Here is a 12,940-nt window from a genome sequence, read left to right on the forward strand (position 1 = left end):
AGTGACTTTCCGTCAGATGGGGCGTGGCGGCGGACCGCGGCCTCGGCGTGCAGACCACAGGTCGGGCCGAGGAGAGTCGTCCCGGATGGCCCCATACCGCCTGGCTCAGACCTGATTGGGATTCCGGACGTTGTTCGATCTCTCGCACAGACGTTGCTATGCTCGCGCACCGCACTCGGCGGCACGGGGGCCACCAGCGCGTGTGCGGAGCCGCGCACGCACAGAAATGAGGTCACCCGTGGGGACAGCCGTCGATGACGCAGCCGCCGCGGAGTTCCATGACTTCTTCGAGCGGCACTACGCCGAACTCGCCCGCCTCGCACACATGCTGACCGGCGAGAAGGATGCCGCGGACGATCTCGCGGCGGACGCCCTGGTCGCGCTCTGGCACCGCTGGGACCGGGTGCGCGCCGCCGATCACCCGGCCGCGTACGCCCGAGGCGTTGTCGCCAACATGGCGCGCAGCCGCATCCGCAGCGCCGTCCGCGAGCGCCGCCGCGTGGCCCTGTTCTGGGGGCAGCGCGCGGAGGGCGTCGACGACCCCGACGTACCGGCGGTCGTCGACGTCCAGGAGGCGTTGCGTACGCTGCCGTTCCGTAAGAGAGCCTGTGTGGTCCTGCGGCACGCCTTCGACCTGTCGGAGAAGGACACCGCGCTCACCCTCGGGATATCGGTCGGTACGGTGAAGAGCCAGACGTCCAAGGGGATGGCGGAGCTGCAACGGCTCCTGGGGGACCTGGCCGCGTCGCAACTCGTGGGAGGGAGGCAGTGATGGACGACGTACGCAAGCGGCTGCGCGATGCCGCGGCCGAGCACCGCCCCGACCGGGAACGGATGCTCGCCCGGGTCGAGCGCGGCATGGAGCGTGACGCCGTCGACCTCGGCGCCTCGCACCGCGGCAGGCTGCCGCGGCCCGCCCCCTGGCTGCGGATCGCGGGCGCGACGGCCGCCGTGGCCGGAGTCTTCGCGCTCGGCGGTTACGCCGTCGCCTCCGTCGTCCAGGGCGAGGAACCGCCGCCGAGCACCGTGGGCACACCGCCCGCCCCCGACTCCGCCTCCGCGCCTGGCCCCTCGGCGTCCGCACCGGACGACGCGCACGCCAAGTCGAGCCCGCCGGCCGAGCCCACGCACCCGTCGGGCAAGGACACGAAGAGCGCGCCGGACGAGGGCAAGGGCAAGGACGAGGAGCGGGACGCGAACCGGCCGCCGGAGAAGTCCGATCCGCCGCCCTCCCCGCGGCGCGTGGCCCCGGACGCCAGGAGCGTCGAGGACGGCTATCTCTGGAGCGACGGCTCCATCGACCCGCAGAGCAACGACTTCTGGGCACAGAGCACCCTCACCTTCAAGGCCGGGAAACCACTCACCGCGCTCACCGTCGAACTGCGTGTCGCGCAGACCGGCGGCGTCGCCGACGCGGGCAACTGGCGCTCCCTGCCCGCCGACGACTTCACCGTCTCCGTACGGGAACAGGGCGGTGAGCTGGTCTACCGCTGGACGTTGAAGGCGGGCCGGACCGTCCCCGCGGGGGAGCACGTCTTCGCCGGCCAGTACAACCACGCCGAGGGCGGCAGGGACGCGGGCGAGGACACGTACGGGGCCGAGGCGACCGCGTCGGGCCGGAAGGCGGCGGTGCGCGGCGACTTCGCCCGCACCTCCTGAGACCACCGAAGCATCCAGGGGAGAAATTCCCGAAGGGCGGCAACCTTCCGCACCCGGGCGGAGACCAGCAGACGCAAGGTCATCCCCCCAGCGAAAGAGCGGTCCCCATGACCACGCAACGAGCCGAACTCCGCAAGAGCCGCAAGCGCCGTCTCACCCGCCGCCGCGCCGTGGGCGCGGCGGGCGGCGCGCTCCTGCTGACCGGCGCCACCCTGGGCGCCAACGTGCTGCTCTCCCCGGCCGGAGCGGCGACCGCCGCGGCCGGCTGGCCCACCCCCACCGGCGACAAGGCCGTCTCCAAGACCATCGAGGTGTCCGGCACCTACGACGGCGGACTCCAGCGCTTCTACGGCAGTGGAGACCTCGGCGGCGACGGCCAGGAAGAGGGCCAGGACCCGATCTTCAAGCTGAAGGACGGCGCGGTCCTGAAGAACGTCGTGATCGGCAAGCCCGCCGCCGACGGTGTGCACTGCTCGGGCAGCTGCACCATCCAGAACGTGTGGTGGGAGGACGTCGGCGAGGACGCGGCCAGCTTCAAGGGCACGTCGACCAGCTCGACGTACACCCTGACCGGCGGCGGCGCGAAGAAGGCCGACGACAAGGTCCTCCAGTTCAACGGCGCGGGCAAGCTGAACATCACCGGCTTCCAGGTCTCGGACTTCGGCAAGCTGGTGCGCTCCTGCGGCAACTGCTCCAAGCAGTACAAGCGCACGATCACCATCAACGACGTGGACGTGACCGCACCGGGCAAGTCCCTGGTCGGCATCAACACCAACTACGGCGACACGGCGACCCTGAGCAAGATCCGCATCCACGGCGACGGCGACAAGAAGATCAAGCCCTGTATCCGCTACACGGGCAACGACTCGGGCGACGAGCCCGACGAGACGGGCAGCGGCCCCGACGGGACGTACTGCAAGTACAGCGCGTCGGACATCAGCTACCAGTAGCCGCACGACCCGAGCCACCAGTGACCCGCCGGTCGCTGGTGGCTCTCTGCTGCTCCGCCGTCACGCCGTCGGCGTGACCTCCGCGAGCAGCCCGTCGACGAAGACGCGGAGGCCCTGGGGGTAGATGTCCCGTGCGGCCAGCGCGGCCCATCGGACACCGATGGCGGCCAGGTGGGGCACCTGGGTCGGGTCGAGGTCGTCGCGGTAGGCGAAGGGCCGGCCTGCGGCGTGCCGACGGGCGGAGTGGGCGCGGACGAGCACCTCGCCGACGGTGTAGTACCAGAGGCTGCGGAAGACGTCGACGCTCTGCTCGGGTGTGCATCCGTGGTCGCGGGCTCCGGCCACGATGGCTTCGACCATCCACATCGCCGATTCGTCGAGGAGGCCGACGAAACCGTCGGCCGACAGGACCTCCGCGGCCCATGGCCACGCCGTGAGCGCGCTGTGCAGCGCGGTGGCGGCCACGACGATGCGCTCCCGTGGGTCACCGGGCAGTGGGGGGCGCTCGATCTGGGCGACGTGGTGATTGAGCAGCAGGAGCAGCAGATCGTCCTTGCTCCGGATGTGGTGGTACAGGGTCGTCGCCCCGATGCCGAGCTCGGCGGCGAGACGGCGGATGGTCAGCTTCTCCCAGCCGTCCGTGTCGATCAGCTCGCGGGCCGCCACCAGGATCTGCGCGCGGGATGTCAGGGGCGGTCGGCCTGTACGGCCGTGCGGAGCGGGGGATCGGACCATCGCCCCATCATGCCGCCCCGCCCTCGTCCGCCTCGATACGGGTGCGGATTCAGCCTTCGTGTTCACAGCGGCCTGTCTCGATGCTACTTTCGGAACATGTTCCGAAAGTTAACGAGCAGCACCAGCAACGGAGTTCGCGATGACGAATAGGTCGGTAGTCGGGCCTGGGCGACCCATGCGCGCTCGCCCGACCCTCGGCGAGCTGCTGCGCCCTCATGTCCGAAGCTTCGCGGCCGTGGTGATCCTTCAGGTCGTCGGCGCCGTCGCGGGTCTGGCGCCGCTGCTGGCGGTCGTCGAACTGGGGCGCACCCTGCTGGCGCCGGGACCGGTGGACCGCGCTCATGTGTGGACCGTCGTCATCGCGGGTGCGGCCGGTCTGTTCGTCCGGCTGCTGTTCACGGCCGCGTCGTCAGGGATCGGGCACATCGTCGACGGCCGGGTGCAACTGACGTTCCGTCGGCAACTGGCCGCCCGCCTCGGGCAGGTACCGATCGGCTGGTTCTCCCGGCGCCGCACCGGCGAACTGGCCAAGGTGGTGGGGGAGGACGTGGGCGCCGTGCATCCGTTCATCGCCCACACCCCCGGCGAACTCGTCTCCGCGTTCGTGGTGCCGCTGGTCTCCCTGGTCTATCTGTTCACCGTCGACTGGCGGCTCACCCTGATCACGCTGATCCCCGTGGTCCTCGCGGTGGCACTGGTCCCCTTGATGATGACGCCGGCCAGGCTGCGCGAGCAGGAGGAGTTCGACGCGGCCATGGGGCGGATCTCCAGCTCCGTCGTCGAGTTCGTGCAGGGCATCGCGGTGGTCAAGACGTTCGGCGGATCCGGGCGCGCCCACCGCACGTTCCTCACGGCCGCCGATGACTTCGTCGGCACGTTCCACCGCTGGGTGCACGGAATCTCCCGGATCGCCGCCGGGATGCAGCTCGTGCTCTCGCCGCCGTTCGTCCTGCTCGTCGTCCTGATCGGCGGTGCTTCCCTGATCACCGACGGCAGCCTTGCCCCGGCCGATCTGCTGCCCTTCCTGCTGCTCGGCCTCGGCCTGACCGCTCCGGTGGCCGCCCTCGGCCACGGCTTCGACGAGCTGCAGGCCGCCCGGCGCGCGGTCGGCCGGATCCGGGACGTGCTCGACGTGGAGCCGCTGCCGGAGCCCGCGCACCCCGCCGTCCCCCAGGGACACCGGGTGGAACTGCGGGACGTGCGCTTCGGGTACGAGGCCGATCGCGAGGTGCTGCGCGGGGTCGACCTGGTGCTCGAACCGGGGACGGTCACCGCGATCGTCGGGCCGTCGGGAAGCGGAAAGTCCACGCTGGTGCAGCTGTTGCCGCGGTTCTTCGACCCGACCCACGGCTCGGTCGCCCTCGGCGGCGTCGACCTCCGCGAGCTCGGCAGCCGCGAGCTCTACCGCCTCGTCTCCTTCGTCTTCCAGGACGTACGCCTCCTGCGGGCGTCGATCGCGGACAACATCGCCCTGGCCGTACCGCACGCGGACCGCGATGACGTGGTGCGCGCCGCCCGTCTTGCCCACATCCATGACCGGATTCTCGAACTGCCCCGCGGCTACGACTCGGTGATCGGCGAGGACGCCGGACTCTCCGGCGGCGAGGCCCAGCGGATCTCGCTCGCCCGCGCCCTCCTCGCCGACACACCCGTCCTCGTGCTCGACGAGGCGACCGCCTTCGCCGACCCGCAGACCGAACAGGCGGTGCGCCGGGCCCTGGCGGCGCTGGGGGGCGAGCGGACCGTCCTCGTCATCGCCCACCGCCTGGAGACGATCACGGACGCCGACACCGTCGTGATGCTGGACGACGGCGTGATCGTCGAACGCGGCAGGCCCGCCGAACTACTGGCCCAGGACGGCAGGTTCGCCGCGTTCCGGCAATCCCACCGATCGGCGCTCGCCGCGGCGAGCGAAGCCCACAGCGGCGCACCGCAAGGAGACGGACCCCGATGATTCGCCTGCTCCTGCGCGTCCTTGGACGCGCATACGCCCGGCCGTTGCGCCGCACCGTGACCCTGATGACGGCGACCGCGATGGCCGAGGGCCTGTCCTACGCGCTCCTGGTGCCCGTGCTGCGGGCCCTGTTCGGCAGCACGCCCGACGACGCCTGGCCCTGGCTGACCGCGTTCGGGGCCGCGATCGCGCTCTACGCCGCGCTGCGCTACATCAGCGACCTGTCCGGCTTCCTCGTCGGGACCTCGATGTTGCGCGGCATGTACCACCGCCTCGGCGACCATCTGGCCCGGCTGCCCATCGGCTGGTACGAGGCGGGCCGCGTCGGTGAGATGTCCGTCCTGGCGAGTCGCGGCATCCTGCAGGCGATGAGCGTGATCGCGCATCTGCTCGGACCGTTCATCTCCGCCGGTGTGACGCCCCTGACGATCGTCGTCGTGATGCTGGCCTTCAACTGGCAGATGGGCCTCGCCGCTTCGGTCGCGATACCGGTCGTGGCGGCCATCCAGATCTGGACGGCACGCTCGATGGCCGCGGGCGACGCGGAGCGCGCCGCACGCGACGACGAGGCCACCGGGCGGGTCATCGAGTATCTCCAGGTCCAGCCGGTCCTGCGGGCAGGCGGCCGCACGGCTGAACGCTTCGGCCTGCTCGACGACTCACTCAAGGAGGTCGAGCGCGCCTCCCGCCGCTCCACGCTCTCGGCGCTGCCCGGCGCGGTGGGTCTGACGCTCACGGTGCAGGCGATGTTCACCGGGCTCCTCGTCCTTGGCACCTACCTCGCGCTCGACGGCGACATCGGCGTGGCCGAGGTCCTGACGATCCTGGTGCTCGCCGCCCGCTGCGCCGACCCGCTCCTCTCGCTGTCGGACATCGGGGGCAAGCTCCGCGGCGCGCGTTCCGTGCTCGTGAGGCTCGACACGGTCCTGCGCACCGAGCCGTTGCCGGAACCCGCCGAACCGGTCCAACCAGCCGGTCACGGCCTAGAGTTCGCGTCCGTCACCTTCCGGCGCGGGGAGCGCACGGTGTTCGACGACGCGTCCTTCTCCGTGCCCCAGGGCGGGCGGCTCGCCGTCGTCGGACCCTCGGGTGCGGGCAAGAGCACCCTGTTGCAGCTGCTCGCGCGGTTCCACGACGTGGACGCGGGCGCGGTACGCGTGGGAGGCGTGGACGTGCGCGCCGTCAGCACCGAGGACCTGATGGCGCGGATCGCCATCGTCTTCCAGGACGTCTACCTCTTCGACGGCACGATCGAGGAGAACATCCGCGTCGGCCGTCCCGGCGCCGACGGGACCGAGGTGCGGGCGGCGGCCACTGCGGCACGCCTCGACGAGGTGATCGAGCGACTGCCAGGCGGGTGGGCGACCCACGTGGGCGAGGGCGGCGCGCTCCTCTCGGGCGGTGAACGTCAGCGCGTCTCGATCGCACGAGCGCTCCTGAAGAACGCGCCCATCGTGCTCCTGGACGAGGTGACCTCCGCCCTTGACCCGGTGAACGAGGCCGCCGTCCACGAGGGCATCGAGCGTCTGATGGCGGGCCGGACGGTCGTGATGGTCGCGCACCGCATGCGGACCGTCGAACGCGCCGACCGCGTCATCCTCCTCGACGGCGGCCGGATCGTGGAGGAGGGCAGCCACGACGAACTGCTGCGCCACGGCGGCCGCTACGCCGATTTCTGGAACATCTCCCTGACACCGGCGGCGAGTGATTGAGTCGACCTCATGAATCGGTGCCTCATGCATCGGTTCCTTGGGATCGAGGCTCAGGGGGACCGGCTTGCTCCGTTCGCATCTGATGGCCGCCACGCTGCTCAGGGTGTCCGCCGAGGGGGCCGCGACCGCGCTGGTGCTCACCGTGCAGGCGCGTACCGGGGACGCGGCGAGCGCCGGTTTCGTGCAGACCGCGATGACGCTTCCGTACGTGCTGAGCGGGCCGGTCATCGGCCATGCCCTGGACCGGACGGACCGGCCGCGCCGTCTGGTGATCGCGCTGGCGTGCGGCTATGCCGTCGCGATCGCCCTGCTCATGATGTCGGCGGGCCGCTCGCCGCTGGTGCTCGTGCTGATGGTGGCCGCCGTGGTCGGCTGCGTCGAGCCGATCGTGGCGGCGCTCACCAGCCTGCTGCCGAGGCTCGTGCCCGCCGAACGGCTCTCGCGCGCGTACGGCCTTGAGGCGTCGAGCTACAACGTCGCGGCCATCGCCGGGCCGGGACTTGCCGCGATGGTCGCCGCGATCGCGGGCGGTGGGCAGGCCGGGATCGTGACCGTGGCCGCCGCCGTGCTTGGCCTGCTCTTCCTCCCGCTGCTGCGGATCCCGCCGCCGGAGGCCCGGCCCCCTGTCGCGCGGGAGCGGACGCGGACCGGTGTCGCGCAGGTCGTCACGGGCGGGCTCTCGGTCCTCGGGAAGAACCGGGTGCTGCGGGCCCTGACCGTGTCGACGATGTTCGCCTGGTTCGGGTACGGCGGGTTCGCGGTGGCGGCGGTGCTGCTCGGCCAGGACATCGGGGCGGGTCCCGCGGCGGGCGGGCAACTCCTTGCCTTCTTCGCCGTGGGATCCCTCGTGGGGACGCTGGCCGCGTCGCGGTGGCTGACGCCCGCCAGGTCCGAATGGGCCGTCCTGGCAGGCCTGTTGGGATTCGGCACGGCGGTCGCGGCCTTGGCGGTGGTGCCGTCACTGCCCTGGGCCTGGGCCGTCTGCGTGGGGGCGGGCCTGGCCGAGGGGCCGCTCTTCGCCGCCACGCTGATGCTCCGTCAGCGCGAGTCGCCGCCGGACCGGCTCGGGCAGGTCAACACCACCGGCGGCAGCCTGAAGATCGGAGCGTCCGCCGGTGGTGCGGCGCTGACCGGGGTGTTCGCCGGTCAACTCGGCGCGGATGGGCTGATGCTGAGCATCGCCGTGTTCCAGTTCGTGGGGGCGGCGCTGTGGCTGTGGCTGCTCAGCGGTCCTTCCGTACCGGTGTCCAGTCCGTCAGGTAGGCGGCGCGGGTCGCGGACCCGGCCTGGGCGCGGGTGAGCTGGGGCCGGTTCGCCGGGACCGGCACGGCCGCACCGGGCCCCGTGTTGCGGTACTCCGCGAACCGTTGCTCCTGCCAGGGATGGGCGTCCCGCATGTTCGCGTACGGGCTCACCGCGTCGATGCCCTGCCCCAGAAGGGTGTCGCGCACCGTCAGCATCGGGCGGGCCGTCGTGTCCGATGTGGGGACCCAGGGGCGGGCCAGCTTGTAGTACGCGTCCGGGGCGCCGCTCGTCACCCGGCTGCGGGTGACCAGGTAGCCGCGCGGGTTGGCGACGGCGGTGGACGGCGCGAAGACGAAGCCGTACGGCGCCGTTGCCAGGTCGCTGCGGGTGAGCGCGTGGAAGCGGCAGTGCTCGAAGACGGCGGTCGCCCGGCCGAAGACGACGTCGACGTCACCCTCCACGTGGCAGTCGCGGAAGTACTGGCGGGCGAAGGAACCCAGGTCCGCGGTGTCGGCGTAGAGGGTGTCCTGATGCCCCAGGAAACGGCAGCGGAAGAACGCCGAGCGATCACCCGTCACCTTGAGGGCGACGGCCTGGGTTCCGGTGTAGTCGGGGTGGTCGGCGCGCAGCCAGTCGTTGGCGAAAGTGATCGCGTGGGCGGTGAGACCGGCGGCCCGCACGGTCGTGGTGGCCGAGCCGCTGGTGCCGTAGGTGCCGGACCCGTCGGGTTTCGGGGTGCCCGCCGCGTTGTCGTACACGATCACTGTGTCGCGCGGGTCGCCGCTCGCGCCGACGAGCGTGAGCCCGGCCGACGTCTCGGGCACGGTCACCGTCTCGCGGTACGTGCCCGGGGCGAGGACCAGCCTCCAGCCGGTGCCGGTGGCGGCGTTCACGGCGGCCTGGACGGTGGTGTGGTCGCCGTGGCCCGCCGGGTCGACGTACAGCGTCCGGCGGGTGGGACGGGGTGCGGCGGCACGGGCGGGGGAGGTGTGGCCGAAGGCCAGGGCGGCGCCGGCGCCCGCGCTCGCGGTGAGCAACGTGCGCCGGCTGAAGCCCGCTCCGAGGGGGACGTGGGAGTGGTGCGAGGACATGGCTGATCCTTCGCTGTGCGGCTCAGTGAGGTGGTGGCGGGGAGGGAAGCGAGGAGGAGCTGGGGAGGGAGGTGAGGAGCTGCCGGGGAGCAAGAGGGCTCAGTGGCGCTTGCCCGCGCCCGCCTGGCGCGCGAGCAGGCCGGGCAGCTTGCGCGGGTCGTCCACCCGCGTCCGGAGGCTCGGCGTCCAGCCCGCACCCGACGCGAGGGTCTCCTCGGGCAGCTCCGCGTTGTGGACGGCGATGAGGTCGACGCGCTTGCCGTTGACGTAGTTGGCGTCGGCGGTGACCGGCGCCTCCTTCCACTTCTTGAGGATCTTCGCGGCGCTCACCCCGTCCGGAAGCGTGAACGCGTTCTTCTGGGCGACCAGTCGGGACTCCTGGCCGATGCCGAACGAGTACTGATAGCCGCTCGCGGGGACGATGTAGTGGTTGTTGTAGGCGTCGACCTGCCCGAAGCGGACGCGCGGTGCCCGCTCGACGATGTCCCGGAAGACGTTGTGGTGCAGAGTGACCCGCAGCTTGCCGCGGTCCGTGTCGCCCGCGCTGTCGCTGTTGCCGATCATCAGGGTCTTGTCGTGGTCGGCGAAGACGTTCCAGGAGGCGGTGACGAGGTCGGCGCCGCGCACGACGTCCAGCTCACCGTCGTGCTGCTGATAGATCTCGCCGTAGTAGGACGGCAGCGAACTGTCGGGGTGCTCTCCGTCGGTGAACGTGTTGTGGTCGACCCACACATGCGTCGAGCCGTGGACGACCATGCTGTCGTACTCGGAGTTCCAGGCCCCGGTGGCGCCGTCCGTGGGATCCCACTGCGGGAAGCAGTCCAAGGGACTCTCCAGCGTGAGATCGCGGACGACCACGTTGTCCACGCCCTGGATCTGCAGACTGCCGCCGGTGATCCCGGCGTTCTTCCCGACGCCCACGATGGTCGTGTCGGCCGGGACGTACGCCTGATGGCCGCGCCCTGCCGGGCCGCCGATGCCGCCCGCAGGTCCTCCTGCGCGCCGCTCACCGGCGTGTCACGTCCCCACACGGCGGGGTCGTAGTCGGCGAGGTACCGGTCGAAGTCGTAGGCGTCGGCCTCGAAGGCGGCGCAGCCCGCGGCCGTGGCGTTCAGCGTCCCCTTGACCTTGACGATCCGGGGAGCCCCGGGGTCGGCAGCGAGCGCGGCCCGCAGCTGTTCCCAGGTGGTGACCGTGTACGTGTGCGCGGCATCGGCACCGGCGCCTCCGGTGGTCCCGCCGTCGGCGGACGCCCAGCCGTCGCGGGGCGGCAGCACGTCGCGGGCGCCGGCGGCCGATGCCGGGGCGCTCGTGACGGCCACGACCAGTGCGGTGCACCCCGCGAGCAGGGTGAGAGATCTGCGGACAGCCGTTCTCGTCGTCCTCATTGTGACGGTCCTTCCGGCCAGGTGATCCAGGAGTCGGGTATCGGGGCGTCGAGCCTGCGCACGTCCCGAGGCGCGAGCACCCCTTGGCGCAGCAGCCCGGCCGCCACCAGACGCGCCACGGCGATCGCGCCCGGCGGGTTGAAGTGCGTGTTGTCCTGCTCGGTGGCGGTCCAGTTGAAGTACGCCTTGGTCGCCTCGACGCCGAGCTTCTGCCACAGGGCGAGCGACAGGTCCTGGACGTCGAGCAGCGGCACGTCCTCGGCTTCGGCCAGGGCCCGCATCGCCGCCGGATACTCGCCGTGGGTGGGCAGCGCGGTGCCGTCGGCGTCGAACTTCCTGCGCTCGACGGCGGTGGCGAGCACCGGCCGTGCGCCACGGGACCTCGCCCCGTCGACGTACTGCTTCAGGTAGTCCTGGTACGTGGACCAGGGCTCGGTGTAGCGCGTCGGGTCGGCGCTCTTCTCGTCGTTGTGCGCGAACTGGACGAGGAGGCGGTCGCCGGGCCCGATCGTCTTCAGGATGGCGGCGAGGCGGCCCTCGTCGACGAAGCTCTTCGAACTCCGGCCGTTCATCGCGTGGTTGGCGACCCTGATGCGGTCGTGGAGGAAGAAGGGAAGGGCCATGCCCCAGCCGGTCTCGGGGGCCGCGTCGGTGTACTTCTGCGAGGCCGTGGAGTCCCCGGCGATGTAGAGCGTGCTCGTGGCAGCCGCTCCTCGCGAGTGGCTGAACGCCGCCGGGGCCGCGGCCGCCGCGAGCGGAAGGCTCGCGAGGGCCGCGACCGCACGGCGTCGGCCGACGCCGTGCGCGGGGCGCGCTGTCACTTGTTCTGGTCGTTCCACTCGGCCTGAGCCTTGTTGAGCTGCTCGGCGAGGGTGTCGAGGAAGTCCTTCGCGGACATCTTGCCGAGCAGGACCTTCTGGTAGTTCGGCTCGTTGTCGGCCTTGCTGATGGTGTTCCAGTCGGGCAGGTAGTACGGCAACTGCACAATCTTCAGGGAGCCGTCGTTGAGCGCGGCGGCGGCCAGCTTCGTCGGCTCGGCCTCGTTCACCCAGGCATCCTTGGAGGCCGCGGTGTTGGCGGGGATGGCGCCGGCCGACTTGTTCCACTTGCTGTTGGACTCGTGCGAGGCCGCGAACTCGATGAACTTCCAGGCCGCGGCCTTCTTCTTGCTGGACTTGAACAGGCCGAGCCCGTCGACGGGGTTGGAGACCTGGACGCGGATGCCCGCGTCGGTCGTCGGGTTGGGCAGGCCGCGGAACTTGCCCTCGCCGAGCGCCTTCACATGGTCCGTGTAGGAGCCGAGGTTGTGGCTGAGCATGCCGATCCGGCCCGTGTCCCACTGGGCGTTCATCTTCTTGAAGTCGTTGTTGACGTCGGCCGCAGGGGTGTTGTTCTTGTAGAGCGCGACGTACTTCTTCAACGCCTCCACGTTCTTGGGGTCGTTGACGGTGGTCTTGTCGCCATCCCAGAACGATCCGATGCCGGACTGGCCGTAGGCCGCGTCGAGCGCCTGCGCGATGGAACCCTCGCCGCCGCGGATCGTGTACCCGAACTTGTTGTCGTCCTTGGCGGTGAGCTTCTTGGCCGCGGTGTAGAACTTGCCCCAGGTGGTGGGGGCTTCGAGGCCCGCGGCCTTGAACAGGTCGGTGCGGTAGTACAGCACGCCGTTGCTCGCGGACGTCGGCACCGTGAAGAGCCGGTTGCCGCCGCCCGCGGCCCGGACGCTGTCGACCATGCCCGGGTTCAGCTTGCCCTCCAGGGAGCTCTCGCTCAGCCGGTCGTCCAGCGGCTCCAGGGCGTCCTGCGCGGAGATCCCGGCGAGCATCGCGGCGCCGACACCGCCGACGTCCGGCAGGCCGCCGCCCTGGATGGCGGTGTCGTACTTGGACTGGACGCTCTCGGCGGGGATCGGCACGTACTTGACGTGGATGTCCGGGTTCTTCGCCTCGAAGTCCTTGATGATCTCCTTCCAGACGTCGGTGCGGACACCGCCGTTGTTGTCCCAGAAGGTGATCTCGCCCTTCCCCGAACCCTCCTTGCCCTTGTCCCCGCCGGCCCCGCTGCCGTCATCGCCGCAGGCGGTTGCGGTCAGCGCGAACGCGGCGGTGAAGGCGACGGCGGTCACCGCGCGACGGCTTCTTGTTCTGCTTCTGTTTCCACGGATGGTGATGATCATGGTCGGCTCTCTTCTTCGGATGTACGGGTG

9 protein-coding genes and 2 pseudogenes are annotated in these 12,940 nt (G+C 71.0%); 6 read left to right on the forward strand and 5 right to left on the reverse strand.

All coding sequences use genetic code 11. The features are described 5' to 3' along the window. Positions 1–238 precede the first annotated feature (238 nt). From AC07AG_RS28600 to AC07AG_RS28610, 3 genes are all read left to right on the forward strand, one after another. Positions 239–772 (forward strand): SigE family RNA polymerase sigma factor, encoded by a 534-nt coding sequence (locus tag AC07AG_RS28600; RefSeq protein WP_249591609.1) that lies wholly within the window; start codon positions 239–241, stop codon positions 770–772. Next, the gene (locus tag AC07AG_RS28605; RefSeq protein ID WP_478758955.1) at positions 772–1,659 is read left to right on the forward strand and encodes a hypothetical protein; all 888 of its coding nucleotides are present in this window, start codon (positions 772–774) and stop codon (positions 1,657–1,659) included. The genes AC07AG_RS28600 and AC07AG_RS28605 overlap by 1 nt, the downstream gene beginning before the upstream one ends. Positions 1,660–1,766: 107 nt before the next feature. Next, positions 1,767–2,609 carry a pectate lyase gene (locus tag AC07AG_RS28610; RefSeq protein ID WP_478758957.1) on the forward strand — a complete coding sequence of 281 codons (843 nt, stop codon included), beginning with the start codon at positions 1,767–1,769 and terminating at the stop codon, positions 2,607–2,609. Positions 2,610–2,669: 60 nt separating this feature from the next. Here the strand turns inward: AC07AG_RS28610 and AC07AG_RS28615 are convergent, their stop codons facing one another. Further along, the gene (locus tag AC07AG_RS28615; protein WP_478758959.1) at positions 2,670–3,344 is read right to left on the reverse strand and encodes a TetR/AcrR family transcriptional regulator; all 675 of its coding nucleotides are present in this window, start codon (positions 3,342–3,344) and stop codon (positions 2,670–2,672) included. A gap of 172 nt (positions 3,345–3,516) precedes the next feature. Between AC07AG_RS28615 and AC07AG_RS28620 the strand changes: the two are divergent. The 3 genes and pseudogenes from AC07AG_RS28620 to AC07AG_RS28630 form a co-directional block, all read left to right on the forward strand. After that, positions 3,517–5,298 (forward strand): annotated as a pseudogene (locus tag AC07AG_RS28620) (ABC transporter ATP-binding protein); the annotation flags it as partial. Beyond that, complete coding sequence (locus AC07AG_RS28625; RefSeq protein ID WP_478758960.1) at positions 5,295–7,010, forward strand: ABC transporter ATP-binding protein; 1,716 nt, start codon at positions 5,295–5,297, stop codon at positions 7,008–7,010. The pseudogene AC07AG_RS28620 and the gene AC07AG_RS28625, both read left to right, overlap by 4 nt. A gap of 64 nt (positions 7,011–7,074) precedes the next feature. After that, complete coding sequence (locus tag AC07AG_RS28630; RefSeq protein ID WP_478758962.1) at positions 7,075–8,310, forward strand: MFS transporter; 1,236 nt, start codon at positions 7,075–7,077, stop codon at positions 8,308–8,310. Here the strand turns inward: AC07AG_RS28630 and AC07AG_RS28635 are convergent. From AC07AG_RS28635 to AC07AG_RS28650, 4 genes and pseudogenes are all read right to left on the reverse strand, one after another. Further along, positions 8,234–9,346 carry a pectinesterase family protein gene (locus AC07AG_RS28635; RefSeq protein WP_478758963.1) on the reverse strand — a complete coding sequence of 371 codons (1,113 nt, stop codon included), beginning with the start codon at positions 9,344–9,346 and terminating at the stop codon, positions 8,234–8,236. The two genes, AC07AG_RS28630 and AC07AG_RS28635, sit on opposite strands and share 77 nt — an antisense overlap. A gap of 99 nt (positions 9,347–9,445) precedes the next feature. Next, a pseudogene (locus tag AC07AG_RS28640) lies at positions 9,446–10,734 on the reverse strand (pectate lyase family protein). Further along, positions 10,731–11,555 carry a rhamnogalacturonan acetylesterase gene (locus tag AC07AG_RS28645; protein WP_478758965.1) on the reverse strand — a complete coding sequence of 275 codons (825 nt, stop codon included), beginning with the start codon at positions 11,553–11,555 and terminating at the stop codon, positions 10,731–10,733. The pseudogene AC07AG_RS28640 and the gene AC07AG_RS28645 overlap by 4 nt, the downstream one beginning before the upstream one ends. Beyond that, entirely contained in the window at positions 11,552–12,910 is a 1,359-nt protein-coding gene (locus AC07AG_RS28650) for an ABC transporter substrate-binding protein (RefSeq protein WP_478758967.1), read from the reverse strand. The genes AC07AG_RS28645 and AC07AG_RS28650 overlap by 4 nt, the downstream gene beginning before the upstream one ends. Between the last annotated feature and the right edge of the window lie 30 nt (positions 12,911–12,940).

This window comes from Streptomyces sp. NPDC044044, assembly GCF_056434405.1.

What these genes read in the sequence shown, in the direction of transcription:
- AC07AG_RS28605 (WP_478758955.1), top strand. Translation starts at nt 772, where the DNA reads ATGGACGACGTACGCAAGCGGCTGCGCGATGCCGCGGCCGAGCACCGC.
- AC07AG_RS28610 (WP_478758957.1), top strand. Translation starts at nt 1,767, where the DNA reads ATGACCACGCAACGAGCCGAACTCCGCAAGAGCCGCAAGCGCCGTCTC.
- AC07AG_RS28615 (WP_478758959.1), bottom strand. Translation starts at nt 3,344, where the DNA reads ATGGTCCGATCCCCCGCTCCGCACGGCCGTACAGGCCGACCGCCCCTG.
- AC07AG_RS28625 (WP_478758960.1), top strand. Translation starts at nt 5,295, where the DNA reads ATGATTCGCCTGCTCCTGCGCGTCCTTGGACGCGCATACGCCCGGCCG.
- AC07AG_RS28635 (WP_478758963.1), bottom strand. Translation starts at nt 9,346, where the DNA reads ATGTCCTCGCACCACTCCCACGTCCCCCTCGGAGCGGGCTTCAGCCGG.
- AC07AG_RS28650 (WP_478758967.1), bottom strand. Translation starts at nt 12,910, where the DNA reads ATGATCATCACCATCCGTGGAAACAGAAGCAGAACAAGAAGCCGTCGC.